The organism is Burkholderia sp. Ax-1719 (genome assembly GCF_011753055.1).
Lineage (GTDB): Bacteria > Pseudomonadota > Gammaproteobacteria > Burkholderiales > Burkholderiaceae > Paraburkholderia.
In genome coordinates this window covers 1-26,755 of record NZ_VWWJ01000018.1, presented here as the reverse complement: position 1 = coordinate 26,755, position 26,755 = coordinate 1, and the positions used below count along the sequence as shown (strand labels likewise).

General features: G+C 62.8%; 21 protein-coding genes. 7 read left to right on the top strand and 14 right to left on the bottom strand.

The annotated features are described in order from the left end of the window. The first annotated feature begins 250 nt into the window (after window positions 1–250). Both F3J17_RS24915 and hchA read left to right on the top strand, forming a co-directional pair. Window positions 251–1,282, top strand: a complete 1,032-nt coding sequence (locus tag F3J17_RS24915) for an NADP-dependent oxidoreductase (protein WP_167065309.1) — start codon at window positions 251–253, stop codon at window positions 1,280–1,282. Between the two features lie 194 nt (window positions 1,283–1,476). Then, window positions 1,477–2,358 (top strand): glyoxalase III HchA, encoded by an 882-nt coding sequence (hchA, locus tag F3J17_RS24910; protein ID WP_167065306.1) that lies wholly within the window; start codon window positions 1,477–1,479, stop codon window positions 2,356–2,358. 63 nt (window positions 2,359–2,421) lie between these two features. On the opposite strand, the gene F3J17_RS24905 is transcribed toward hchA, so the two are convergent. Beyond that, window positions 2,422–3,462, bottom strand: coding sequence for an NAD(P)H-quinone oxidoreductase (locus tag F3J17_RS24905; protein ID WP_240161155.1), 1,041 nt, complete (start codon window positions 3,460–3,462; stop codon window positions 2,422–2,424). 166 nt (window positions 3,463–3,628) lie between these two features. Here F3J17_RS24905 and F3J17_RS24900 point away from each other — a divergent pair, with 166 nt between their 5' ends. Continuing rightward, window positions 3,629–4,501: a LysR family transcriptional regulator gene (locus F3J17_RS24900; RefSeq protein ID WP_167065303.1), complete on the top strand. Its 873-nt coding sequence runs from the start codon at window positions 3,629–3,631 to the stop codon at window positions 4,499–4,501. A gap of 24 nt (window positions 4,502–4,525) precedes the next feature. Here the strand turns inward: F3J17_RS24900 and F3J17_RS24895 are convergent, their stop codons facing one another. Then, on the bottom strand, window positions 4,526–4,837 hold the full coding sequence (locus F3J17_RS24895; RefSeq protein WP_167065300.1) for a cupin domain-containing protein: 312 nt from the start codon (window positions 4,835–4,837) through the stop codon (window positions 4,526–4,528). Between the two features lie 116 nt (window positions 4,838–4,953). Next, on the bottom strand, window positions 4,954–9,813 hold the full coding sequence (locus tag F3J17_RS24890) for an NAD-glutamate dehydrogenase (RefSeq protein ID WP_167065296.1): 4,860 nt from the start codon (window positions 9,811–9,813) through the stop codon (window positions 4,954–4,956). Between the two features lie 269 nt (window positions 9,814–10,082). Here F3J17_RS24890 and F3J17_RS24885 point away from each other — a divergent pair, with 269 nt between their 5' ends. Further along, on the top strand, window positions 10,083–11,153 hold the full coding sequence (locus F3J17_RS24885; RefSeq protein ID WP_167065293.1) for a LacI family DNA-binding transcriptional regulator: 1,071 nt from the start codon (window positions 10,083–10,085) through the stop codon (window positions 11,151–11,153). Between the two features lie 30 nt (window positions 11,154–11,183). On the opposite strand, the gene F3J17_RS24880 is transcribed toward F3J17_RS24885, so the two are convergent. From F3J17_RS24880 to F3J17_RS24870, 3 genes are all read right to left on the bottom strand, one after another. After that, window positions 11,184–11,573 (bottom strand): type II toxin-antitoxin system VapC family toxin, encoded by a 390-nt coding sequence (locus F3J17_RS24880; RefSeq protein ID WP_167065290.1) that lies wholly within the window; start codon window positions 11,571–11,573, stop codon window positions 11,184–11,186. Between the two features lie 9 nt (window positions 11,574–11,582). Continuing rightward, a complete protein-coding gene (locus F3J17_RS24875) occupies window positions 11,583–11,825 on the bottom strand; it encodes a type II toxin-antitoxin system Phd/YefM family antitoxin (protein WP_167065287.1) in 243 nt (80 codons plus the stop codon). Between the two features lie 285 nt (window positions 11,826–12,110). Next, the gene (locus tag F3J17_RS24870) at window positions 12,111–13,250 is read right to left on the bottom strand and encodes a porin (RefSeq protein ID WP_167065284.1); all 1,140 of its coding nucleotides are present in this window, start codon (window positions 13,248–13,250) and stop codon (window positions 12,111–12,113) included. Window positions 13,251–13,703: 453 nt separating this feature from the next. On the opposite strand from F3J17_RS24870, the gene F3J17_RS24865 reads away from it, so the two are divergent. After that, entirely contained in the window at window positions 13,704–14,174 is a 471-nt protein-coding gene (locus tag F3J17_RS24865) for a hypothetical protein (RefSeq protein WP_205194948.1), read from the top strand. Window positions 14,175–14,354: 180 nt separating this feature from the next. Further along, window positions 14,355–15,017 (top strand): hypothetical protein, encoded by a 663-nt coding sequence (locus F3J17_RS24860; protein ID WP_345891246.1) that lies wholly within the window; start codon window positions 14,355–14,357, stop codon window positions 15,015–15,017. A 17-nt stretch (window positions 15,018–15,034) separates the two neighbouring features. Here the strand turns inward: F3J17_RS24860 and F3J17_RS24855 are convergent, their stop codons facing one another. The 6 genes from F3J17_RS24855 to ugpC all read right to left on the bottom strand — a co-directional run bounded on the left by F3J17_RS24855 (window position 15,035) and on the right by ugpC (window position 22,696). Further along, window positions 15,035–16,189 (bottom strand): arabinogalactan endo-1,4-beta-galactosidase, encoded by a 1,155-nt coding sequence (locus F3J17_RS24855; protein ID WP_167065278.1) that lies wholly within the window; start codon window positions 16,187–16,189, stop codon window positions 15,035–15,037. A gap of 74 nt (window positions 16,190–16,263) precedes the next feature. Further along, on the bottom strand, window positions 16,264–18,231 hold the full coding sequence (locus F3J17_RS24850; RefSeq protein ID WP_167065275.1) for a beta-galactosidase: 1,968 nt from the start codon (window positions 18,229–18,231) through the stop codon (window positions 16,264–16,266). Between the two features lie 82 nt (window positions 18,232–18,313). After that, window positions 18,314–19,165 carry a carbohydrate ABC transporter permease gene (locus F3J17_RS24845; protein WP_167065272.1) on the bottom strand — a complete coding sequence of 284 codons (852 nt, stop codon included), beginning with the start codon at window positions 19,163–19,165 and terminating at the stop codon, window positions 18,314–18,316. A 19-nt stretch (window positions 19,166–19,184) separates the two neighbouring features. Continuing rightward, window positions 19,185–20,090 (bottom strand): sugar ABC transporter permease, encoded by a 906-nt coding sequence (locus F3J17_RS24840; protein ID WP_167065269.1) that lies wholly within the window; start codon window positions 20,088–20,090, stop codon window positions 19,185–19,187. A gap of 119 nt (window positions 20,091–20,209) precedes the next feature. Then, complete coding sequence (locus F3J17_RS24835) at window positions 20,210–21,472, bottom strand: ABC transporter substrate-binding protein (RefSeq protein ID WP_167065266.1); 1,263 nt, start codon at window positions 21,470–21,472, stop codon at window positions 20,210–20,212. An 81-nt stretch (window positions 21,473–21,553) separates the two neighbouring features. Next, window positions 21,554–22,696: a sn-glycerol-3-phosphate ABC transporter ATP-binding protein UgpC gene (gene ugpC / locus F3J17_RS24830; protein WP_167065263.1), complete on the bottom strand. Its 1,143-nt coding sequence runs from the start codon at window positions 22,694–22,696 to the stop codon at window positions 21,554–21,556. Window positions 22,697–22,990: 294 nt separating this feature from the next. Between ugpC and F3J17_RS24825 the strand changes: the two genes are divergently transcribed. Continuing rightward, window positions 22,991–24,013 carry a LacI family DNA-binding transcriptional regulator gene (locus F3J17_RS24825; protein ID WP_167065260.1) on the top strand — a complete coding sequence of 341 codons (1,023 nt, stop codon included), beginning with the start codon at window positions 22,991–22,993 and terminating at the stop codon, window positions 24,011–24,013. A gap of 12 nt (window positions 24,014–24,025) precedes the next feature. Here the strand turns inward: F3J17_RS24825 and F3J17_RS24820 are convergent, their stop codons facing one another. Together F3J17_RS24820 and F3J17_RS24815 are read right to left on the bottom strand one after the other, a co-directional pair. Next, a complete protein-coding gene (locus F3J17_RS24820) occupies window positions 24,026–25,531 on the bottom strand; it encodes an MFS transporter (RefSeq protein WP_167065257.1) in 1,506 nt (501 codons plus the stop codon). Between the two features lie 206 nt (window positions 25,532–25,737). Beyond that, window positions 25,738–26,736 carry a porin gene (locus F3J17_RS24815; protein WP_167065618.1) on the bottom strand — a complete coding sequence of 333 codons (999 nt, stop codon included), beginning with the start codon at window positions 26,734–26,736 and terminating at the stop codon, window positions 25,738–25,740. Between the last annotated feature and the right edge of the window lie 19 nt (window positions 26,737–26,755).

Sequence of the window (26,755 nt, the reverse complement as noted above, 5' to 3'; positions counted from 1 at the left end):
TCGCGAATCGGATTCGACAGCCTAGCGAAGCGTAGGCGTGCTTTCAGCCCCCTGGTTGGGGGGGGCGGTTGCAACGCGATGGCACGCACATTCGCACGCCGCGAGCAACGATGATTTCCCTTTCACGTCGTATTCGGCGCAACTCGCCGCCCTACAATCGGCCTGCCTCGACGCATGGCGGGTTGCACATCTACCGCAATGCCTGCGGCTTCCCGCGCCTTGCGTCGCAACCTGTTTTGAGGATGTTCCGATGTCGCAATCACCGACCGTCAATCGACGTGTAGTCCTTCATTCGCGTCCGCTGGGCGCACCCACACACGATAATTTTCGTCTGCATGAAAGCGCGGTTCCGGCACCCGCCGATGGCGAAGTGCTGTTGCGCACGCTCTGGCTCTCGCTCGATCCCTACATGCGCACCCGCATGAACCATACGGCCTCCTACGCACCGTCCGTTGCACTCGGCGATCCGATGGTGGGCGCAACGGTGAGCCGGGTAGTCGATTCGAAACATGCGCAGTTCAAGCCGGGCAATCTGGTGCTCGCGCACGCGGGCTGGCAGGATTACGCGCTGGCGCCGGGCGCAACGCTCACTGCGCTCGATGGCATCGCCGAGCCGTCGCACGCGTTGAGCGTACTGGGCATGACCGGCTTCACGGCGTATTGGGGCCTGCTGAAAATCGGCGACCCGCAGCCCGGCGAAACGGTGGTGGTCGCCTCCGCGAGTGGCGCCGTGGGCGCGGTCGTGGGACAGATCGCGAAGCTCAAGGGCGCGCGCGTGGTGGGCATTGCCGGCGACGCCGACAAATGCCGCTACGTCACGCAGCAACTGGGCTTCGATGTGTGCCTGGACCGCCGCGCCCCCGACTTCGCCGCGCAACTGGCGCAAGCCTGCCCGGCCGGCATCGACGTCTACTTCGAAAACGTGGGCGGCGCCGTGTTCGAAGCGGTGCAGCCATTGCTCAATGTGGGCGCGCGCATTCCGCTGTGTGGACTGATTTCGCAATACAACGCCGACGGCGCGCCGCCGACACCCGACATGCTGCCCGGCTTCCTGCAAATGCTGCTGTTCAAGCGTATCCGTATGCAAGGCTTCATCATCGGCGACCATTACGCGAGCGGCTTCGACGAATTCCAGCGCGACATGCGCAGCTGGATCGCCCAGGGCCTGGTCAAGCTGCAGGAAGATATCGTCGATGGCCTGGAGCGCGCGCCCGAAGCGTTTCTTGGCCTGCTGGCGGGCCGCAACTTCGGCAAGGTGGTCGTGCGCGTCGCGCACGATTAAACCGCCTCAACGCGCACGACATGTCGCCCCCCGTTCGGGGGGCTTTGTACGCGGCCTGCGATTTCCTACCATGTTCTCTGTGGATCGCGCCGCGCCCATCACCGGCGCGCACCGCCACACCGTCGCTGCGAATTTCCCCTGCATGCCGCCCGGGTTCGACCCATTGCCTTCGACTTCCCGAACAAGGAGATTTCATGACTGCCGCCCAACAGGCGTCCGATCGCGCGCCCTCGCCCGATCACGCCGAGCACAATGCATTTTTCCCCTCGCCGTATTCGCTCTCGCAATACACCGCGTCGAAAACCGATTTCGACGGCACGACCTCGCCGAACCCCTATACAGAGGGCAAATGGAAGGTCCTGATGATCGCCACCGATGAGCGCTACATTCTCACGACGAATGGCAAGTTCTTCTCGACGGGCAATCATCCGGTTGAAATGCTGCTGCCAATTCATCACATGGATCAGGCCGGTTTCGAAGTCGATATCGCCACGCTCTCGGGCAATCCGGCCAAGCTTGAACTCTGGGCGATGCCGAACGAAGACGAAGCCGTGCTGGGCACGTATCGCAAGTATCTGCCGAAGCTCAAGCAGCCGCTCAAACTCTCCGATGTGCTGGAAAAAAGCCTGGGCAAGGACTCGCCGTACATCGCGGTATTCGTGCCGGGCGGCCATGGCGTGCTCGCGGGGATTCCGCACAGCAAGGAGGTCAAGCAGGTGCTCAAATGGGCGATGGATCACGACAAGTACATCGTGACGCTCTGCCACGGGCCGGCCTGCCTGCTCGCGGCCGCCGTGGATGAAGACCCCGCAGACTTTCCGTTCAAAGGTTACGAAATCTGCGTCTTTCCCGATTCGCTCGATACGGGCGCAAATCAGGAGATCGGCTACATGCCGGGACTGCTGCCCTGGCTGGTTGGCGAAAGCCTCGAAAAACTCGGCGTGAAAGTACTGAACCGGGGCATCGACGGCCGCTGCCATACCGATCGCAAGCTCATCACCGGCGATAGTCCGCTTGCCTCGCACAATCTGGGCAAGCTCGCGGCGGCGGCGCTCTTGAAGGAAGTGGGTCTGTAAGCGCGGCATCTTGCAGCGATCGCGCCCGCCACCGTCCTGCTGGCGGGCGCGATCGCTTTGCGCTTACTGTTGCGAGGACTGCTGCGCGGCGCGCGTCGTCAGCACGATCTTGCCGATGTGCGTGCCCGAATCCATCAACGTGTGCGCATCGCGTGCATGCTCCAGCGCGAACTCGCGATAGATCATTGGCTTCACGCTGCCACTGCGAATATGCGGCCAGATGTGCGTTTCGAGTTCGTGAATGATCTCCGCCTTCTCCTCATGCGTGCGCGAGCGCAACGTCGAGCCGATATGCGTGAGCCGCTTCGTGAGCATCGGGAACAGATCGACCTGCGTGGCCGGCCCCTTGATAACGCCGATCTGCACGATGCGCCCGTTGATCGCCGCCGCCGCGAAATTGCGGGCAACGTAATCGCCCGCGATGATATCGACGATCACATCGGCGCCCTTGCCTTCAGTGAAGGCCAGCGTTTCCGCAACGAAATCCGCGTGACGATAGTCGATCGCCAGGTCGGCGCCCAATGCGAGGCTCGCCTCGCGCTGCTCGTCCGAACCGACCGTCGTGATGATGCGGCCAGCGCCCAATGCCTTCGCGAACATCGTGGCGGCCGTACCGATGCCTGACGCGCCGCCGTGGATCAGCACGGTTTCGCCTTTGAGGAGCTTGCCGCGCTGGAACACATTGAGCCAGACCGTCATGAAGGTCTCCGGCATCGCGGCGGCTTCCACAAGGCTCAGCCCTTCGGGAATGAAGAGCGTATTCGACTCATGCGCCGTGGCGTACTCGGCGTAGCCGCCGCCCGGAATCAGCGCGCAGACGCGGTCGCCCACGACGAAACGCGTGACGCCTGTACCCAGCGCGACGACTTCACCCGCTATTTCAAGGCCCGGAAGATCGGACGCGCCCGGCGGCGGATCGTACAGCCCCTTGCGCTGAAACACATCGGGACCGTTGACGCCCGCGGCATGAATGCGGATCAGAACCTCGCCGGTACCCGGCGCCGGCACCGCGCGTACCGTGGGCACCAGCACTTCCGGACCGCCCGGCTGCGTAATCTCGACCGCCGACATGGCCGGCGGAATGGTGTGTGCTGCATTCGACATCGATTCATCCTCGTAAGCTCGATCGAGGGGCGTGGGGAACCGGAAGGTTTCGTTGGACTGCACGCCTCGGATCTGCAGACGAGTATAGTTTTCAGGGTCTTGCGAGCCACGCAGCAAATTGCCTGCGCGCTGATGCAAAATTGCATCAGCATTGGAAGGAGTATTCATGAACTGGGACGACGCCCGCATCTTCCTCGCGATCCACCGCGAAGGCACGCTGCGCGCAGCCGCACGCGTGCTCAATTTCGATCAGGCAACAGTGGGACGGCGGCTCGCGACGCTCGAGCAGAATTTGTCCGCGGCGTTGTTCGTGCGCACCTCGCAGGGCTACGTGCTGGCGCCCGCAGGCCAGCTTGCCTTGCAACCCGCCGAAGCGATGGAGCGCGCCGCTCACGATCTGGCGCGGCAAACGCAGGGGCTCGACAAGCGGCTCGCCGGTGAGGTCAAGGTAACGACGACCGACGCGCTGGCGCTCGAATTCGTGATTCCCGCCATGGAAAGGCTGCATAAGAAGCACCCGGATGTCAGCGTGCGCTTGAGCACCTCGACGCAGTTGCGCAACCTCGCCAAACGCGAAGCGGATATCGCGGTCAGAACGGTGCGTCCGCGCAATCCCGGACTCGTCGCGCGCCAGCTTGCGAGTTGGGAAATGGGGCTGTTTGCGTCGCAGGCGTACCTCGATCGTATGGGGTTGCCCGAACAGGGCAATGCCTTATCGGGACACGATCTCGTGGTTTATCAGCCTTATATTGAAGCGGCCCGCGTGCCGGCGCTCGCCGGCGAGCCGCTGCACGGCGGGCGCATTGTCGCCCGCTTCGATTCGAATCTGAGCGTACGCGCGGCCATCAAGGCCGGCATCGGGCTGGGCGAAATACCTGCGAACATGGGCGAACGGGACGGCCTGATACGCGTCTGGCCGTCATGCAAACGCGCAACGCCCTATGAAATCTGGCTCGTCACGCACGAGGATTTGCGCCGCACCGCGCGCATTCGCGCGACCATCGACGAGATCGTGAAAGCCTTTCAGGGGCGGCCCTGATCGCACGTGGTGAAGGTGCGAGTTTTAAACGCTGCCGGCTTTCTCGACCACGAGAATACGCGCCTCACCGAGCGGATGCGCAACGTGTTCGGTGCCGACCGAGGCATAAAACACATCGCCCGTTTCGAGCACGGTGGAGTGTTCCAGGCCAGCCTCGCGATAACGCATCTCCACGCGCCCGTCGAGCACCGCGAAAACTTCTTCGCCGTCGTTCACGTGCCATTTATACGGCTGGTCGGTCCAGTGCAGGCGCGTGGTGATGCCGCCCATATCGGCGATGTCGAGTGCGCCCCAGGCGCGCTCGGCGGTAAACGTCTTGCTGCGGATGATTTTCATGGCGAACGGTGGCAAATCGGGATCGGGCGGAATGGGCGCCTATGGCTTAGCGCAAGCCGCTATTGTCGATCCACGATCTGCCGCACGTCCAGCCCGCGACTATGCCCTTGCGTCAATCAAGGCCTTTCCAGCATCGCCATCGCCCGCACGATTACCAGCAGCACCGAAAGGCTCACGCCGCTCGTCGCCCGCAGCTCCGTGAGTAGATGCGCGTAGCGCTCCAGCGCCGCTTCGTGCTGGCCGCACCACTCGTCCACCAGCGTTTGCGGGTCCGCGCTCGCGGGGGCGTCGGCCAGCACGCTCATCGTCAGCGCGCGTTTCAGGCGGCCGATTTCCGCAAGCGCTGCGGCGCGCGCCATGGTGTCCCAATGCGTCGGCGTGGGTAGCGCGGCGGCGCGCTCGCTGATCCAGCCGTAGTTCAGGCGCGTGCCCAGCGCGAAATAGACCGCGGCCACCCATTCGAGCGGGCGCTCGCAGGCCGCCGCCACATCGGCGATATCGAGCAACGCGACCGACAATTCGCCGCTCGCCACCCGCACCGCCAATGCGCTCTCCACGCCCGCGTTCACGAGTGCCGCCTGACGCGCGGCCAGCGCTTCGAGATCGCTGGCCGGCAGCAGCGTCGGCAACTGCGGCGCGAGCCGTTGCGCCGCGTCGCGGCAGCGTGCGATGAGCGCATTGACGCCCACAGCGTCTACCGCGCCCGTTTGCAAATGACGCAGGAACCAGAGCGCCGCGCGTTCGAGCAGCCGCGCTACGTCGACGAACATGCTCGCCTGCACGTCGTCGGGCACGCGGTTGTCGAGCGCGTCGATGTCGCGCCAGATTGCGTCGAGGTCGAACACATCGCGCGCCATGATGCATGCGCGCACGATCTCGCCAGGACGCGCGTCGGTCTCTTCCATCAGCCGGTGCACGAAAGCGCAGCCCACGCGATTCACCAGTGCATTGGTTAGATGCGTGGCAAGAATCTCTCGACGCAGCGGATGGCGCTGCATCGGCGCGCTGAATCGCTCCTGCAGCGGCACCGGAAAATAGTCGATCAACAGTGCAGCGACCAGCGGATCTTCAGGCACGTCAGAATCGAGCAGCGCGTCGTAGAGCCACATCTTGCTATAGGCAAGCAACACGGCACGCTCGGGCGAAGTCAGGCCGAGCTTCGCGGCCTGACGTTCGGCCACCTGTTCGTCGGTGGGGAGGAATTCGATCACGCGATTCAGGCGGCCCACGCGTTCGAGCCAGCGCATCAGGCGCGTTTCGGCATCGAGCAATTCGGCGCTATAACGGCCAGCGATCGAGAGCGCCTGGGTCTGATAGTAGTTGTCGCGCAGCACCAGCAGGCCGACTTCGTCGGTCATTTCCGCAAGCAGCGTGTTGCGCTGTTTGGTGGTCATCTCGCCATCGGCCACGACGAGTCCTAGCAGGATCTTGATATTAACTTCATGATCCGAACAATCTACACCGGCTGAATTATCGATGGCATCCGTATTGATGCGTCCGCCGTTTTGCGCGAATTCGATACGGCCATATTGCGTGACGCCCAGGTTGCCGCCCTCGCCCACCACCTTGCAGCGCAGGTCCGCGCCGTTCACACGCACGGCGTCATTGGCGCGGTCGCCCACTTGCGCATTGGTTTCGTGCGCCGCTTTCACATAGGTGCCGATGCCGCCGTTATAGAGCAGATCGACAGGCGCCTGGAGAATAGCGCGAATCAATTCGCTGGGCGTGAGCGCCGCCGCCTCGATGCCGAGTACGGTCTGCACAGCGGGCGAAAGCGGAATTGTTTTGACCGTGCGCGCGAATATGCCGCCGCCCGACGAAATCGCAGCGGGATCGTAATCGGCCCAGCTCGAACGGTCGAGCCCGAACAGGCGGCTGCGTTCCGCGAAGCTCACGGCCGTATCGGGATTCGGATCGAGGAAGATATGCCGATGATCGAACGCGGCCACCAGTTTGATATGCGGCGAGAGCAACATGCCGTTGCCGAACACATCGCCCGACATATCGCCCACGCCCGCCACGGTGAAGTCGCTCGCCTGGGTGTCCACGCCCATTTCGCGGAAGTGGCGCTTGACCGATTCCCACGCGCCGCGCGCCGTGATGGCCATTTTCTTGTGGTCGTAGCCCACCGAGCCGCCCGATGCGAATGCATCGTCGAGCCAGAACCCGTACTCCTGCGAAATGGCGTTCGCGTAATCGGAGAAGGTGGCCGTGCCTTTGTCTGCCGCGACCACGAGATAGGGGTCGTCGGGATCGTGTCGCACGACGTCGGGCGGCGGCACGATCACATTGCCTTCGAGATTGTCCGTGAGGTCGAGCAGCCCGCGTAGAAAGGTCTGATAGCACGCGATGCCTTCGCGCATCCACGCCTCGCGATCCGTGATCGGCGGCGGATTCTTCACGACAAAACCGCCCTTCGATCCCACCGGGACGATGACGACGTTTTTCACCATCTGCGCTTTCATGAGGCCGAGCACTTCGGTGCGGAAGTCTTCGCGCCGGTCGGACCAGCGCAAGCCGCCACGCGCGACACGTCCGCCGCGCAGATGCACGCCTTCCACACGCGGCGAATACACCCAGATCTCGAACATCGGCTTGGGTTCGGGGAGGCCAGGGACTTTCGAGGGATCGAACTTGAACGACAGCGCGGGCAGCGGCGCGCCTTCGGCATCGCGGCGGAAATAGTTGGTGCGCTGGGTGGCATTGATGACGCCGAGAAACTGCCGCAGGATGCGGTCTTCGTCCAGATTGGGCACCTGGTCGAGCGCCGCCTCGATGGCCTTGAGTGCGAGTTCCATGCGCGCCGTACGCGAGGCCGTCACCACGGTGCCGTCGCCCGCGCGCGGATCGAAGCGGATCAGGAAGAGTTCGACCAGTTGCCGGGCGATGGCCGGATTGCCGGTGAGCGCGCGTTCAATATAGGCGTCGCTGAAGGTCGACCCCACCTGGCGCAGATACTTCGCATAGGCGCGCAGGATCGTGACTTCGCGTGCGCCCAGATAGGCGCGCAGCACGAGGCGGTTGAAATCGTCGTTTTCGATGCGCGCGGTCCAGACCGCTTCGAATGCGTCTTCGAACAGGTCTTTCACGCGCTCGATATCGAATTCGGCGTCATCGGCCAGTTCCAGGCCGAAATCATGCACCCACGCGGGTTCGCAGCCGGGTACCTGAATCACATACGGCCGCTCTTCGTCCACGCGCACGCCCAGATGCTCCAGCATCGGCAGGCTGCGTGAAAGCGCGATGGCGTCGCCCGCGCAATAGACCTTGAAGCGGAACGCGCGCGGGCCCGCTTCGATAGGCCGATACAGATTCATGGCGATACGCCTCGTGCCCTGCACGCGCTCGATCAACTCGATATCGCGCACTGCCGTGCGTGCGGGATAGTCGTCGCGATAGCCAGCGGGGAATGAGTCGGCGTAACGGTGCAACAGGCGTGTGCCCTGCTCTTCGCCAAATGCGTCGAGCAGCGCGTCGGCGAGATCGTCCTGCCAGCGACGCGTGACCTGCACGAGCCGCGCTTCCAGTTCGCGCGTATCGACTTCGGGCATCTCACCCGACTTGATATGCACGACGAAATGAATGCGTGCGAGCGTGGATTCGGAAAGCAGCGGCGTGAATTCAACCGATTCGCCGTTAAAAGCCTCACTCAGCAACTGGGCGATCTTGCGGCGCAAATCCGTGTTGTACTTGTCGCGCGCCACATAGACGAGGCAGGAAACGAAGCGGCCAAAGCGGTCGCGCCGCACGAACAGGCGCGTGCGCTGATGCTCCTGCAAACGCAGTACGCCAAGCGCGATATCGTAAAGCTCGTCTTCGCTCGCCTGGAACAGTTCGTCGCGCGGCCAGGTTTCCAGCACGGTCACGAGGGATTTACCCAGATGGCCCTTCGGCAGAAAGCCCGCACGGCGCACGATATTCGCGCATTTACGGCGCACGATGGGGATCTCGGTGATCGAGTCCATATAGACGGTCGAGGTGTAGAGCCCCACGAAACGGCGCTCGCCGACCACGCTCCCGTCTGGCCCGACGAGTTTGATGCCCACATAGTCGAGATAACCCGGGCGATGCACGGTTGCGCGCGAATTCGCCTTGGTCAGAAAGATGGGCCATGCGCCCAGGATGATTTCATTGGCGGCGGCCGGCAGCGGCGTGACGTCGGGAATGCCGGGCGTGCGCAGGGATTCCCGCAGGATGCCGAGTCCCGATCCTTCCACGCCGCGCAGGCCAAAGCCGCCTTCGTGGTCGACCAGCGCATAGTCGCGCTGGCCGAGGAAGGTGAAATGATCGGAAACCATCCATTCGAGGAAGGCGCGCGATTCGATATCTTCCGCACTTCGCTCGCGCGCCTTCATGGCCTTGATGGTCTCGCGCGCCACTTCGACGATCTTCTGCCAGTCCTCCACCGAGGCGCGCACGTCGCCCAGCACCCTGGCGATATCGTGGCGCAGCTCTTCGAGCTTTGCTGCGTCGCCACATCGATCGATTTCGAAATGGATGAACGAGGCCAGTTGCGATTGCCCGTCGTCGGCGCCTGCGCCGCCTACGTCAACGCGCGTTATCGCGCCGTCCTGACCGCGCCAGATGCGAAAGACCGGGTGCATCGCCGAATGCAGCGCGAGCCCGAGCTTGTTGACCGCCATCGACACGGAATCGACCAGAAACGGCATGTCGTCGTTGACGATCTCGATGACGGTGTGGTCCGAATGCCAGCCGTGCTGTTCGAGGATCGGGTTATAGACCCGCATGCGTTCGGTGCCGGGCACGAAGCGCTGGGCGGTCTGCCAGTGCGCCATCGCCGCGCCGTAGAGGTCGGCGATGGCGCGGCTGCGCAGGTCTTCGGCATCGACGAAATCGTAATAGTGACGCAGGAATGGTTCGACGATCTGGAAGGTCGATTCGGGCAATCGCGCGCGCGCGAATTCCACGAGATCGGAGAGCAGATGGGCGACGAATTCCTCGTTCCTCGCTTGCATGGCGGGCTCCTGGGCGGATGGCCATCGACTGCGATCGGCAGGGAGTTCATTATGCACCGCCACAGTGATCGAACGATGACTGCGTGCGCAGGGGTTTTCGCCAGACGGTATTAACCCGCATGCGGCATCCGTACAACGTCGGCCTGGCCGCATGGCTAACGGCGATGAGAGGCCGCCAGGCCTTCTGCTAGAATCGATCGCACTGTAACGATAGCGTTACCAGATATCGCCTTGGTCGCGCTGCACACTCTTTCATCAAAGTTCGTCGCATGACCAAGCAAAATCCCACCCTGGCGGATGTTGCCGAGCGCGCCCGCGTTTCGCAGATGACGGCTTCGCGCGCGCTCAACGGACGTTCCGGTGTCTCGCGCGAAACCCGTGACGAAGTGCTGCGTATCGCCGCCGATATCGGCTATGTCGTCAATCGCACGGCGCAGAAGCTCTCGGGCGGTCGTAACGGTATCGTCGGCATCATGACGCCCACGCTCGATACGCAGTTCTCCAGCGAGCTGATTCTGGGCGCGAGCCGCGCCGCGCGTGCGGCCGGTTGCGAAGTGCTGGTCTACACCGTCTCGGACGACAGCCACTCGCACGAAGAACTCATCAAGCTGGTGCGTCAGTTCTCTGACGGCCTGCTGGTGATCCTGCCGCGCGAGACCATGAATCTCGACGCGCTCGCGGCCGCGCGTGTGCCCGTGGTGGTGATCGATCAACGCGGGACGCTCAACCGCTTTCCCTCGGTTTCGGTCGATAACTATGGCGGCGCCTGCATGGCCGTCGAACATCTGATCGCGCTCGGTCATACACGCATTGCGTTCCTTGGCAGCGACGAAGCGATCGAGGGCGTGCGCGACCGTCAACGCGGCTACCACGACACCCTGGCGCGCCACGGTCTGCCGCGCGATTCCGCGCTGGTGGCAAGCAGCGATGCCGCGCAGACGACGGTGTTCGAACTGGCCTCTGGTCTGCTGAAATTGCCCGAGCCGCCCACGGCGATTTTCGCGGCCAACGACCATAGCGCCTTCGGTGCGATCGCGGCGGTGCGCGAAGCGGGCCTGCGCGTGCCCGACGATATCTCCGTCGTCGGCTTCGACGATATCCCGATGGCCGGGCAGTTCCATCCCGCGCTAACGACCGTGCGTCAGCCGTTTCAGCAGATGTCGAGTTCCGCTGTGAATACGTTGCTCGCGCAGATCGCCGGCAACGACGCGCTCTCGCAACGCACCACCTTCCCCGCCGAACTGGTTGTTCGTCAGAGCACGACACACGCGCCGCAACCGGCTCTGCGCGCCGACGAATCCGGCACTCGCAAGGCCAGTCGCACGCGCGCGAAGGTTTAGACAGGATAGCGAATCAAATTGGCATGACGCCTACCAGATGGTGTCGATATGCGTGAGCGTGCGCACGCGCGAATCGGGCGTCACGAGCGGTACGCCTAACGTACGCGCGGTCGAGGCAACGATGCGCTGCTGCTGCGGCAATTGCGGTGACAGTGTGGTGGCGCGCACCGCAATGGCCGTATCCACAGGCACCATGCGCACACCTTCCAGCGACGCCAGCGTGGCGAGCCAGCGCCGCGTGTCCATCGACAGCGCGAGCCGGCCATTCTCAACGAACTGGGCGACCTCCAGCACGCTGATGGTCGAGATCAGGACTTCGGATTCTTCCAGCGCGGATTCGATCACGTTGCGCGCGGGCTCGCTCAGCGCTTGATCGCCGCGCAGCCAGTAGACCAGCGCGCAGGTGTCGAGGGCGACCATCGTCAGGCGTTATTCCGTCGCGTTGCAGCGGTCCGTGGCGGCGCGATGCTCTTCTGCGCCTTCGATATCGCAATGCACGATGGAGGCGCGCAGCGAATCCAGCGGGCTCTTGCGTTTCGCGCGATACGGCCGGACTTCGATAGTCGGTTGCCCGCGATCGGTCACCACCACACTTTCGCCAAGAAGTTCGACCTGGCGGAATAGTTCGCAGGCCTTGGCCTTGAACACCGCCTTGGATACACGCTTTTCCATTGAAGGCTCTCCACCTTGCTGGCGCGCTTAATTATGGTTGCCTCGGCACGATACGTCGCACGCCATAAACGTTATCGCTAACGTACGCAAGATAGCATGCTCTCGCGGCGCCATTCAAGCTCGGCCCAACCGGGGTATTCCCGATGCGCGCAAACATCAGCAGGTGCGGGAAAAAGGGACGCCGGCGCGTCAGGGTTGGAGGAGAACGACCACGCCGGCGCGGCGCGGGCCAATGCTGGCCGCGCCTGTCCATGGGGACTTTCCGCTGCATCCGTGCTGCCCGAATCAGAACAGATGCATCACGCCCGCAAACACGCCGAACTGGCCCTGACCGTAGTTGGGATTGCCGTTCGCCGACGATCCGGTCGCGGGATCGTAGTCGTTGTTGCCATACGAGCCGTTGCCAAGATTGATGTTCGAAGTCGAGCTGTTATGCACGTAGCCCGCTTCCGTGTAAAGGAAGGTGCGCTTGGACAGGTTGTAGGTGCCGCCTAGCGTGTAGAGCGTGGCGTTACCGTTACCGTGATTGGCGTTGGCGTGGAAAACCGCTGCCGTAATGGCGGCGGCAGCGTTGATCTGCCACGCCGCGCCGACCCACTCGTGATCCACCGCCGTGGGCGCGGAAACGCCATCCGGTTGCGAGGCATCGGTAACGCCCACGCTCGCGTTGGTGGCGTTCGGCGCGCCCAGATGCTGGTATCCCGCGTAGAACTTGACCGGGCCGAACACGAGCGTGCCGCCCGCGAGGATCGAGCGCGAATGCTGGTAGACATCGTTAAAGGTGCCGTCCGCACCGCGCACTTCGTCGTAGATCACGCGGAAGTCACCCAGGCCGTACGAGTAGACTGCCTCGATGCCGTCCGTACGTCCCTGGCCCGTGGGTGTGGCCGCCGCATTCCATCGGGTGTTGTTGGTCAACGCGTATTGGCCGCGCATCTGGAAGCCGTTCCAGCTGGGTGTCTGGTATTCGAAGCCGTTCGCGGCGCTCGCCCAGTTGCGTCCGCGTACCAGCGTCGCGATGGCGTAGCGCTGCATCAGTTGCGGATCGGCGCCCCAACTGTCCTGCGAGATCTCGCCCGCGCCCAGATTGCCCATCTTGAAGGTACCGTAGCGGTCATTGTCGAATCCCACGATGGCATGACGGCCGAACAGGCCGCCCGCGGACTGGCCATTCTGAGTGTTCAACTGCCCTTCCAGCTTGAAGATAGCCTTGGTGCCCGCGCCGAGATCTTCCGCGCCTTCAAGTCCAAACCACGAGCAGCCCCAGTCGCCGCTTTCCGCGCTGACCGCATGCTTGTTGCCCGGCAAACCGGTTTCGTACTGGATGCCGTTGTCGATACGTCCGTAGAGCGTCACCTGGCTCTGCGCCTGGGCAGCGGATGAGGCTGTCGCCAGCACTGCAAGACCAATAAGCGTCCTTTTCATCAGGTATCCTATATTTTTTCGTCTGTCTCCAAACCACGTCCCGGCTTTGTGGGGCTTGCCGGTGCAGCGACCTGAAATGCCAGCGGCACTTCGGGAGCCGATTATAGAAACGCCTTTGCGGGTTTTGGCGCGTGCACCGGCCAGGGAAAATGCGCCCTGTCTCTAACGTTGTTTCCACCCGAAAGTTGCGGTAGCGCTAACGTTGTGACTACCTGAGATGGTCAAATCTGCGTGACACCCAGGTGCTTGTGTATGGTGTGAGGCAAATCCAGGCGTCAGCGATCGTATTCCGCCCATGTCTGGCAACCCGACCGTCCAGGCGGTCGGTCAATCGAGCCGACTGGCGGTTAGCACGTGTGTCGCGTGTACGCGACGCGTCAAGCGAAGCTGACGCGGGCCTGAAACCCGCCCTGAAATCTGCTTCTCAGGCACGCAATCTGCGCGAGGCATGCTATGACTTTTAATACGCCCATCGAAAACATCAGGCGAAACGGACCAAACCGACGAAAAGGAAACTCCGGGATGGAAGAGGATCTCCAGTTGCCCCAACCCGGCCGCACCGCGATCTGGCTCGGGCTGGCCGGTGTGCCGCTGATCTGGCTGCTACACCTTGCGCTGTGCGTGACGCTCATCTCCAATGCCTGCGACGATTTCCAGCGCAGCGGGACGCTGACCTGGCCCCAGGTGGAAAGAATCGTGGATGGCGCTTCGTTGGTTGCGTTGGTGGCATCGACGGTTATCGCTGTGGCGGCGGGCCGCGCGTGGCGGATCATCGCGACGCAGGTGCCGGGCAAACGCGATCCCGCCCGCTTTATCGCCTGGTGCGGTGCGACGGCGGCGGTCGCCTTTACCGTTGGCCTCGCCTTCTCTTCCTGTGTGCTGATCGTCGTGCCGATCGACCGGCTTTGCGCCACTTTCCACTGACTTCGCAAGCACATTGTCTTCGGCCCCCGCGATGAAGGGGTCGAATCTTGTTTACACGAAGATTTCGATTTGCCATGCGAAGTGACTGCATCTCGCCCAATTGACTTGTTTGCTTGCCACGTAAAGTCATAGGCGTCAGGAGGCCCATAGCGAGCGCTTCCTGGTTTCAGGGAGAGAGCAGTGAAATCAATTAGTTATCCGATCTATCTGGCGCTGGGCGCCTTGCTGGCGAGCGTAACCATTGGGCACGCCCAGGCGCAGGAAGTGTATGTCACGAGCGGCACGCTGGGCGCGGGCCTGGGCGGCGCGCTCAATCTGAGCCCGCATTTCGGCGTGCATGCCGATGCTGAAGGTTTCGGCCTGAGTCACACCGTCACCGTGGACGACAACCGTTATGACGGGCGTCTCACGCTCGCGCAAGGCGGCACGTATCTGGACGTGTTTCCCTTCGCATCGAGCGCGTTCCGCCTCACGGCCGGTGCGCTGTTCAACGGCGATTCGCTGAGTGCGAAACTCCAGCCCAACGCGCAAGGCAACTACACCATCGGTGGCACGACCGTGCCAGCGCTTGGCCCCTCGCCGTCCGCGAAGGTGACGCTGCCGCATGTGATGCCGTATATCGGCATCGGCTATGGTCACAAGAAACCTGCGCTGGGTCTGGGCGTGTCGTTCGATCTGGGCGTGGCGTATGGCCGTCCGCGCGTGGACTACAGCGTGCCGTCGGTGTACGACCCGTTCGTCACGGATCAGAATATCCTCGACGAAGAGCAGAAGTTCAGCGACAAGGTGACCCGCTACCACTGGTATCCGGTGGCGCAGGTCGCCCTGACTTATCGCTTTTAAGCGGCGAAACAGTGGGTTCAGCGCTTTCTGAACACGTCGATTGACGAGAGCGCGCGGCCCTGGAAGTCAAACAGGGTGTTGTTGTCCCACTGGTCGCCCGCGCCCACCTTCCAGCCGACATTGGGGGTGGGGATCCACTCAGGCTCCCACCAGAACACGCCCTTGCCGCGACCGTTGGGGATGCCTTTCACCACGTTCGTGAGCGCGGCGAAGAATTGTGCCTGCCCTTCGGGCGTGGGCGGAAAATTGAGCGTGCCGGTGTTGGTCATGGAGTTGGGTTCGGAGTCGCCGTCGCTCGTGGTCCACGGGTAGGCAGTCTCCACCACGATGATGTCCTTGCCGTAACGCGCGGACAGATCGTTGGCATTGTTCTGCAGATCGTCGAGCGAGCCCTGCCACTGCGGGTAATACGAAAGCCCGATCAGGTCGAACTCCACCCCGCGCTGCACGGCGCTATCGAACCACCAGCGGCTCTTGGCGTTGTCGCCGCCGCTGTCGATATGCAGCATGTGCCTGATGTGCGGATCGACGGTTTTCACCGCGTCGTGCGCGGTCTTGAGCAGCGTCGCAAGGTTGTCCCACTGATCGTATTTGCCGAGCGGCCAGAGCATCCCGCCCGTGATTTCGTTGCCGGTTTGCACCCATTCCGGACGCACGCCCTCTTCGCGCAGCATACGCAATACGCCTGTCGTGTAGTCGTGCAGCAGTTCGCTGGTTTGCGCGAGATCCTTGCCTGCCCACGCATGGGGCGGATATTGTTTGCCGGGATCGGCCCACCAGTCGCTGTAGTGAAAGTCGATCAGCACGCGCAGCCCGAGTTCGGCGGCACGGCGCGCAAGCACGCGTACATGCTTCGCATTGTTGTAGCCCGCCGCGACGCTTTGATTGGCCGGAAAATAATCAGGATTGCCAGGGTCATTCCAGACCTTGATACGGATGGCATCCAGTCCGTGCCGCTTGAAGATGCGCAGGCAGTCTTCGGCCCTGCCGTGGTCATAGAACTTCGCGCCGTTCGCTTCCAGTTCCAGCAGCGTCGATAGATCCGCGCCCAGCGTCAGGCGCTCGCCGCTGCCGCGTGCATCGCTTGTCAATGTCGAAGCCGCAAACCCCGGAGCCGCACCCGATGCGAGCGCGGTGCAGGCCAGCCAGGACAGCATCTCTCTTCTTTTCATCTGTGCTCCTCCATCTTATCCGGCGAGCCGCATGAGCGCGGCCCGCAACGCTTGTAGTCGGTCTTATCGTGGATCTATTGCGGATCGCGCCAGGCGCACACGTCGCCGGTGCCCAGCGAAGCCTCGCCCAGCACGAACTGTGCATTGGCGGGCGCGGGCGCTATTGCCCGCGCGTCGCCAAAGTTGAAGGCGAACGTCAGGCCGCCGCGTCGCGCGAGGCGCAGGCCTTCAGGCAAGGTCTGCAAAGCAAGGCCCGCTGCGCGCGCGGCATCGGCCAGCACGGTGCGATGCAGATCGTGCGTGAGCCATGCAGCCACGTAACGCACGCGGCCATTCGAGAGCAATGCGGGCCAGCCGTCGGCGAATTCGGCTTCTACGCGGGTGTGCTGGTTAGCGCGAACATGCTCGCGCCAATGCAGAGCCGTACCGTGCACGTCGCCGACGCGCAATGGCGGGGCAAGCGTGGGCCGCAGCGATTCGACTTCGAGCACCTGGACCGGCAACACGCGCTGCAACGGACCCGGCGGCAGCGTGCCGGGAATCGCGAAATCGCTCGTCTTGGAGCCGCTGCGCGGGCCGAAGACCCATTGCGCGTCGCTGCGCTCGATCTGGTCGACGAATGCATCGTCGATCACAGCCAGCGACGGCACGAGCACGAGCCGATACCCAGCGAGATCCGCGTGCCGCGAGACGATATCGACGTCCAGCCCTTGCTCGCGCAAGGCCCGGTAATATTCGAACGCCAGCGCCTGATAGTCGAAGCCCGCACCGTGACGCTGGATCTCGAACATCCATTGCGTCTCGTAATCGAATACCAACGCTGCTTGCGCACGCACAGGCGCAGCCAGCGTTCGCAGCACCTCGCTCTGCGCGATTTCCTGCGCCGCGCGCGCCACTTCCTTGCCACCCGGTGATAGCTCGTTGTTCGGCAGATTCAGTCCCGAATGCATCTGTTCCTGCGCATAGGGACACTGTCGCCAGCGGAAGTACGAGACCAGTTCCGCGCCATGCGCAAAGGCCTCATACGCCCACAGTCGCACCATGCCCGGAGCGGGAACCGGATTCCACGGCGCCCAGTTCACCGGCCCCGCCTGCTGTTCCATCACCCAGAAGCGTCCCGCGCCGATGGCGCGATAGCGGTCGTGATCGAAGGCCGACACATCGGGATGCGCTGTGCGCGCATAGCGCGCCTTGTCCGCTTCGGGCAAGCCGATGACTTCGGTGCGGGCAATCGGATAGCTGTCCCACGTGGCGACATCGATGGCCTTATCGGCCGCGAAACGGTAGTGATCGAAAGTCGTGAAAAAACCCATGAAGTTGTGCAGCACATCGACGCCCGGCGCGTGACGGCGCAGCACGTCGGCCTGCTCGCGATGGAAGCTCGCCACTTCGTCCGACATGTAGCGGCGAAAATCCAGCAGATGCGAGGGATTGGCATCGGTGGGCGTGAGCATTGGCAGGCCGATCGATTCGAACGCCGGATACTCCATGCTCCAGAACACGTTGCCCCATGCGGTGTTGAGCGATTCAATGCTGCCGTAGCGCTGTTGCAGCCATGCCTGGAAGCGCCGTTGCGCCGCGGGCGAATAACTGGGCACGGTATCGTGACAACCGAGTTCGTTATCGGTCTGCCACGCAACCACAGCCGGATGTCGCCCATAGCGCTGCGCCATCGCCTCGGTAATCCGTACGCATTCCTGACGATAGGTTTCGCTGGCGATATCGTAATGGCGGCGCGAACCATAATTCCAGCGCGTGCCGTCCGCGCGCACCGGCAGCATGTCGGGATCGCGCTCAACCAGCCATTTCGGCGGCGAAGCCGTCGGCGTGCCGAGAACGAGTTTCAGCCCTTGCGCGGCGAGCGTTTCGATGGCGTCGTCGAGCCATGTCCAGTCGTATTCACCCGCCCGCGGCTCCATACGGCTCCAGGCGAATTCGGCGATGCGGACGTGCGAGATGCCTAGCTCGGCCATGCGGCGCGCGTCGTCGGCCCACATCGTGCGCGGCCATTGTTCGGGGTAGTAGCAGACACCGATTTGCATGAGTGAAAACCCGGTTCGAATAGTGTGATCAGGCGGTAGACAAGAAAAGGGACCTTCGGCATTTGCAATGCCGGACAGGAGGTCAGCCCTTGCTGGCGCCGAAGGTCAGTCCCGCGACAAAGTGTTTCTGCATGGCGAAGAACATCAGCACGGAAGGCAGCGCCGCGAGCACCGACCCCGCCGCCACCAGATTCCATGCGGTGGTCCACTGGCCCTTGAGGGCGGCGACGCCCACGGTGATGGGCGCAGCGTCGTCGCCTTGCGTGAGGCACAAGGCCCAGAAGTAGTCGTTCCAGACGAAGGTGAAGACCAGAATGCCGAGCGCCGCGAGCGCTGGCCGCACCAGCGGCATGACAATGCGCCAGTAGATAGTCCATTCGCTTGCGCCTTCCACGCGCGCCGCTTCGATCAGTTCGAACGGCAACTGCTTGATGAAATTGCGCAGGAACAGCGTGCAAAAGCCAGTCTGGAACGAGACGTGGAAAATGATGAGTGCCCATACCGTGTTGTAGAGTCCAACGCGCAAGGCCATATCGCGCACCGGAATCATGAGAATCTGGATCGGTACGAAATTGCCCGCGACAAAGGCGAATAGCACGGCGGTATTGCCGCGAAAGCGATAGGTCGAGAGCGCGAAGCCCGCCATTGACGCCAGCACGATCGCACCGATCACTGACGGCACCGTAATCAGCACGCTATTGGCGAAGTAATGGAGCATGGGCGTCTGCGTGAGCGCTGCGCCGTAGTTCTCCAGCAGCGCAAAATGCTTCGGCCAGCCCCAGTAATCGCCCTGCTGCAATTCGTCTGTCGAGCGGATCGAAGTAATGAGCACGGCAAGCATTGGCAGCAACCAGATAACGAGCGCAATGGGCAGCGAGATCTTGTAGAGCGTGCGATTCGCCGGTTTCCAGCGTTCGACGGGAAGCGGATACATGTGCGAAAACTCCCTTGTTTCAGCGTTCTTCGCGCAGCATGCGGCGCAGATGGAACACGATGTAGACGAGCATGATGGCGAACAGCACGACGGCAATCGAGGCTGAATAGCCTTCGCGGTAATACTTGATCGCCTGGTCGTACATGTAGTATGCGAGGACGGTGGAGCTATCGAACGGGCCGCCGCCGCTCATCACCGCAATCAGATCGAAGCTGCGTAGCGCGCCAATCACGGTCAGCACGATCGCCATGAAGGTGACGGGCCGCAGCTGCGGCAGGATCACGTGCCAGAAAAGCTTGATGCCCTTCGCGCCTTCCATACGCGCGGCTTCGACAATTTCGGAGTTGATCGACGTGAGACCCGTGAGATAAAGCACCATGCAGAACGGCGTCTGCGGCCACAGTGCGGCGAAGATGATGCCAAGCGTGACGAGTTTCGGGTCGCCCAGCACTGGCACGCCATGCCCCAGAATCAGGCGCAGCAGGCCAAAGGTGGGATCGTAGAACCACGAGAACACCAACCCGACCACCACGCCCGAAAGCACGAACGGCGCAAAAAACAGCGATTTGACGATGCGGATGCCGCCCACGCGCTGATTCAGATACAGCGCGAACATCAGGCCAACTGGCGGTGCAAGCAGGAACAGCACGAGCCACAACAGGTTGTTCTTGAGCGCGGTATAGAAGGTGTCGGTCTGGAACAACTCGACATAGTTCGCGAAGCCGACAAAGGTCTTCGGCGTCATGCCGTCCCAGTTGTAGAAGCTCAGCGCGATGCTGTTGACGATCGGATAGAGCACGCAGAGCGTAAACAGCGCGCAGCCGGGCAGCAGGAACCAGAGCGCCGCGCGGTTCTGCTTGCTGCGCACCGTCGATTTGCGCTGCGGGCGCGCCGCACCAAGCGGGCGCGCGACAGTATCGGACATGATGAAGTCTCGCCTGATCGTTTAATTCGTTCAATTAATTCGGATTGCGAATTACATAAAGCACTTGTGCTGCGTTGAGCGTCGGCAGATTGCACTGCCGGCGCTCAAATCAAACGGACTTACTTGTGGTAGATGCGCTGACGCGTCGTTTCAAGGCGCGCGAGCAGCGCGTCGATCTGCGACGGATCGCTATAGAACTGCTGCATCGCTTTCATGCCTTCGTCGGCCATTTCCTTCTGCATGTCGCGGTCGTAGAACTGCGCAATGCCGCCGCGGGTGTTCGCCAGCGTCTGGAAGCCGACCTTAGAGATCGCGTCCTCCGGTTCGGCGGCCTTGTTGTTCGACGGCAACTGTCCCCAGCCGCGCGCGAGATCGGCATTGATCTGCGGCGTTTCCATAAAGGCCAGCAGGCGGCGCGCATCGGTTTTGTTCTTCGCCTTCGCGGGAATCAGCAGCACGTTGACGGGGCCGTCTTCGGCGGTCGGCACGTTGGCGTCGATCACCGGGAAGCGGAAGAAACCCACGTCCTGCCTCATCGTCGCCGGGAAGCTGGCCGAGAAGAACGTGCCCATCAGCATCATCGCGGCCTTGCCATTCACCAGCACCGGTGCGATCGAATCGACGTCATAGGACAGCGCGTTGTCCATGAAGTAGTGGTTGTCGATCAGCGTCTTCCAGGCGGTGAACACCTTCTTCACGCGCGGATCGGTATAAGGGATTTCGCCCGCCATCAATTGCTGGTGGAAGGCATTGCCATTGATGCGCAGGTCGAGATAATCGAACCACGCGGCCAGCGTCCAGCTGTCGCGCGCCGCCACGGCGATCGGTTGCACGCCGCTAGCCTTGAGCTTCTTGCAGGCGTCAAGGAATTCGTCCCAGGTTTTCGGCTCGGCTTTTACGCCTGCTTTCTGAAACAGATCCTTGCGATAGAAAAAGCCGTAGGCGTCGTAGCCCAGCGGGGCGGCGTACTGTTTGCCCTTGTACGTAGACGCTTCTTTCACCGAGGCATATTGCTCGTTCCAGCCGTTCTTCGCCCAGTCGCCCGACAGGTCTTCCAGCAGGCCACGCTGCGCGTAGTACGCCATGCGTTCGCCGTCGTGCCATGAGACCACATCGGGCGGATCGGTCGCGAGCCAGCCGCTCATCTGCACCTTGTAGGCTTCTTCGGTCACATAGGAGACCTTGAGATCGACATCCGGATTGGCCTTCTTGAACTTGTCGAAGGCGTCCTGCCACGTCGCGCGCTGGTTGCCGCGCGCCGAAACGTTGACCGTTAGCGTGCCGGCATCGGCCGCGCCGCTGGCGAGCGTGGCGGCTACGAGCGCCACGGCGGCGGTGGCGCGCGCCAATGTGCCGAAACGGGGAAAGCGATAAGCGAACATCAGGTGTCTCCTTGGTTTGCCTTGCCTTGGTGAATGACCCGCTCTGGCGGCGGGGTAATACAGATTCACAGTCTGGTTGCTTCAGACCAGCGCCACGGCAGCGAGAGCCGGTGACGCCAGACGCCGCCGCGCAACGCCTGCCTCATCGAATAGATGGCACGCATCGGCAGGCACGCGCACACGCAGACGCTCGCCCACGCCCACGGGCGTGTCGCCGGGCGCTTTCGCGACCAGCGTGCCCGCCGCGTGATCGGCGTGCAGATAGCTGTGCTCGCCCAGACGTTCTGCGAGCACGGTCACGCAGGCAATCGACTGATCGTCGCCGTCCAGACGCAGATGCTCCGGCCGCACGCCCAGCGTTACGTGCTGGCCGCGTTGGAGGCCGCGGCCGTCGACGCTGGCGAGTAGCGTTTCTCCGCCGTTGAGCGTCACGCGAACGCCGCCCTCCTCGACCCCGTCCACCTGGGCATCGAAAAAGTTCATGCGCGGCGAGCCGATAAAACCCGCCACGAAGCGCGATTTTGGATGGTGATACAGCTCCAGCGGCGCCCCGCTCTGCGCAACGCTGCCGTGCTTTTCCATTTCCGCGCCCGCGTGCAGGAGCACGATGCGATCGGCCAGCGTCATCGCTTCGACCTGATCGTGTGTGACGTAGACCACGCTGGCGTTCTCGAAGCGCTGATGCAGACGCGCAATCTCCACCCGCGTGTGGCTGCGCAGCGCGGCATCGAGATTGGAAAGGGGTTCGTCGAACAGAAACACGCCAGGCTCGCGCACGATCGCGCGGCCAATGGCGACGCGCTGGCGCTGGCCGCCCGACAGCGCCTTCGGATGACGGTCGAGCAGCGCTTCGAGTTGCAGGCTGCGCGCGGCGTCGCGCACGCGGCGCTCGACTTCGGCCTTCGGCACCTTGGCGATCTTCAGGCCAAACGCCATGTTCTCGAACACGGTCATGTGCGGGAACAGCGCGTAGCTCTGAAACACCATTGCCACGCCGCGCTCGGCGGCAGGCACGTCGTTGACCACGCGATTGCCGATGCGCAGTTCGCCGCCGCTCAGTTCTTCCAGACCGGCGATCATGCGCAGCAGCGTGGATTTTCCGCAGCCCGACGGGCCCAGGAACACGCAGAATTCGTGATGGCCGATGTCGAGATCGACGCGCCGGATCACCGGCGGGTGGTCGCCGTACTGCTTGCCGACGTTCGACAACTGGATCGTTGCCATGGATTTGTCTCCTCCGTTTTCGCCGCGCCTTGACTGATTCCTCAGATTTAAGCGCTTAAATTCTACGCGATAAATTTAGCCGGGGGGCTTGTGCGACGGCCATTTAACCGCTTAAATTTCTGGGCGGCACAACCGCGTGCAAATCGCGTCCCGGCTTGGTGTGGGTGAAAATTATCAAATCCTCGCCAAGCTTTGCAACATTTGAATCGCGTTCCCTGAATGTGGGAAATGCCACGAAATACCCGCTAAACCCCCGGGTAAACGCTAGAAACAGCGTCAACAAAAAGGCAGGACATGGTCACCTTGTCAGAAGTCGCGCGGCATGCGCGCGTTACCGCCGCCACCGTTTCCAACGTGCTGCGCAACCGCGAGAAAGTCCGCCCGGAGACGGCGGAACGCGTGCTTCAGGCCATCGCCGAACTGGGCTATCGGCCCAACCTGAATGCGCGCGCGCTGGCGCAAGGCAGATCGTCGACGCTCGCGCTGATGCTCTCGAATATCGCCAACCCGTTCTATCCCGAGTTCGTGCTGGCCGCCGAGCGCGCGGCGCGCAAGTCCGGCCATTTCCTGATGGTCTGCAACACCGACGACGACGCGCAGATTGGCCGCGCCTATCTCAACCAGATCGCGGGCACCTTCGCGGACGGCGTGCTGGTGATGAACACCGACATCGCCATGAACGAGCTTTGTATCTCGGCGATGCATAACGGGCCGATCCTGCTGGCGATGTGGGAGCACCCTGAAAAGCCGCCCGCGCTGCCTTGCGTGGCAGTGGATTTCGCGCGCGCGGGCGCGCTGGCAGCGCAGCATCTGCTCGAACTGGGGCATCGCAAGATCGGCATGCTGATCGGCGATGGTTGTGGTGGATTGCAGGACGCGCGTTCGGACGGTTTTCGCGCAGCGCTGGCGGCGGGCGGCGTGGCGCGCGCTGCGGCCGAAATGCAGGTGCGCGATTCGATCGATGCAGGCCATGAGGCATGTGTGGCGCTGATGAAAAAACACCCTGAATTAACCGCGATTTTCGCGTCGAACGACCTGCTGGCCATCGGCGCGATTCAGGCTTTGATCGGCATGGGACGCGCGGTGCCGGGCGAAGTGTCGGTGATTGGCATCACCGATATTGCGCTCGCGCACCAGGTGCGCCCCGCCCTCACCACCGTGGCGATCCAGACCGCCGCCGTAGCGGAGTTGTCGATCAGCCGCCTGATTCAATTGATCGAGGCGCCCGTGCAAGAGCCTTCCATGGCGATCGGGCCGCCGCCGGAGTTGGTGGTGCGAGATTCCACCGGGCCATGCAAGACGCGCGCCTCTCGTTGAGCGCGCAACGATCTAGGTCACGCGCCAGCGTATGAGCAGCGCAAACACAGCCACAATCGCACAGAAAATCGCCAGCCAGGAAAGCAGATTGGCGCTTGCCACAAGGGTCGCCTGCGTTTCCACCATCGTTGCCATGCGCATCATCTCGGGCATTGGCGGCATGCCGCCCAGGTCGAACATCGTGATGCGGTCAACGAGACGGGAGCGCGCAATGGCCTCCCCATATTGCAGCCAGAGGCTCGCCGCGCCTGTACCGGCGGCGGTCGCGATCTGGCGCACGATGTTCTTGAATGCGTAGGCATGCTGAAAATCGTCTTCCGTGAAGTCGACGAAGGTCATGCCCGCCACTTGCGCCATCACGAACGGTACCGTCAAACCCTGCAAAAACAACGCGGGCAGAATCACGTCCATGGAAACATCGGTGAGTGTGCGCAGCGACAACATCAACAGCGCGGCCGCAAACATCACGTAGCCCAGCGCGATATAGCGGCGTCGGCCAAATACTTTCGGCGCGACGACGGAAAAGCACATCATCGCCAGCAGGCTCAGCAGGGAGGCCCATGTGAGCACTTCTCCCGTCACCTGAAAACCGAAGCCAAAGCCACTCTGCAATAGCGTGGGAATCAGGTAATTCCACAGACCGTTGAGAAAGTAATAAATGGCGTAAAACAGCAGCCCGACGAGATAACTGCGCCCAAGCAGCGCTTGCGGATCGAGCCAGAGATGGCGGTCGCGATGCCGCCGCGCGAAGGCCGCGCCGATCAGCAGAAAACCGGCTATTGGCGTGAGCGCCACCGAGGGCGAACTGGTGAGTTCGTAGAAGCGCAGGTCGCCCAGGCCGTGCATGAGCACCATTGCGCCCAGCCCGAACAGGATCACCACCCACCAGTCCATCGGATCGATGTCCATTTCCCAGAGATCGCCCGGCGGCGTCACGCGGCTCGGATAAGTGAGCACGACCAGCACCAGCACGGCCAGCGCCAGCACGACCTGGATCACGAACACCATCTGCCACGCGGCGCTTTCCACCAATACGGCCGCAAGCCAGGGCGTAGCTGCGGACAGCCCGAACGAGCCGATATTGAAGCCGATAAAGAGCGGCGCACGTTCGTCGCGCGCCGATACCAGTTGAATCAGGATGCGCGCGGCAGCGAACAGGCCGCCCGCGCCAAAGCCTTGCACCGCGCGCGCAAACGTCAGTTCGAGCGGCGTATCGCAGAGCGCGCACAGCAGCGAGCCGATGGCCGCGACGATCAATCCAACGATGGTGTAAGAGCGATAGCTCGTGTGCCGCGCGATGCGGCCGAGCATGAGGTTGGCGACCGTCGCCATGGCGGCGTACGAGGTCATGCTCCAGAGGAAGTCTTCGGGCGAGGCATGCACGCCGCCGCGAATATGCGTGCCCGCGATCCCCATCATCGACGAAGCGACGAAGTCCACGCCGGTCGCGCCGCCCAGCGCGACGGTAAAGAAGAACACGCGCAATGGCGAAAAATGCGGCAGCGCGCGCAGCCTCATCGTGACGCTCCGCGCGTGGTCTGCACGTAAGGCTTCGGTAGGGCGGCGTTGCTGGGCATCACGCGTTCTCCCCTTTGCCGTCGTGGCGGCGTGCAAATCAGTGTAGCAAAGCGCGTGTGACGCTTCGCCTTACTTCTGCCCTGCTCGCGCGGTGTTCAAACTGCGTTTCAGAACCGCGCTTTAAGACCGCGCTTCAGAACCGCGCTTCAAAACCGATCAATCATGCCGAACTGCACACCGCGCACCGACGCGCCCGGCCACGACGGCGTCAGCCCCGTCACGTTCACGCCCTTGAGCGTGAATTCGCCCTGGCCGCGATTGCGCAGCCAGCCCGCGCTTGCGTACAGCAAGACCCGCTTGCTCAGGTCGTATTCGCAGGCGGCGCTGAACTGGTCGGCGTTATCGTCGCCGCCCGAGCGGTCGCGCAGATACGTATAGCCCAGCGACGCGCGAAAGCGCGTATTCACCGCATATCGCGCCGATACCGAGACGCCGTCGTTGTGATAGCGCGGCGTGCCGCCATCGCCGTTGAAGAACGACAGGAAACCCGTGACCGGACCGTACACATAGGAGACGCCGCCCAGGTTGGCGCGCAGCGCGCCGTCGCCGTGCGTCTGCTGATGCGCGTAGGAGATGCGGAACGGGCCATTGCGATACGCGAAGGTTTCGATATTGCCGGCGATGCCGTTGCCGTCGCCATCGGTCGAATCGCGCAGCGAGGCCATCAATGTGGTCGAAAAGCCGTGAAATTCCGGCGAGAGATACGTAATCGCATTGCTCTCGTAAGGCGTGATCTTCGAGAGATTGTCCAGACCGGAGGCGATGGTGCCCGCGCCGAACGCATCCAGGCCGCCCTTGAACGGAATGTAGATGGGCGAATACTGGCGGCCCATACGCAGCGTGCCGTACGGCGTGCCCAGACCGACCCACGCCTGGCGGTTGAAGATGGTGTTGCTCACGGCCATCGTGCCGTTGCCGGAGCTGAAGCCATTCTCCAGATCGAACAGGATCTTCAGGCCGTTGCCAATGTCTTCAGCGCCGCGCAGGCCGATGCGCGAGCCGCGATACGCGCCCGAGTCCATGCGCGCGACGTAGCCCGCGCCGGGATTGGTGATTTCGATGCTGGTATCGATCGCGCCATAGAGCGTGACCGAACTCTGCGCGTGCGCGCCGATGGCATGGGCGGCCAGCGCGGTCAGCGCCACGCGCGAGGCAGCGCGGCCG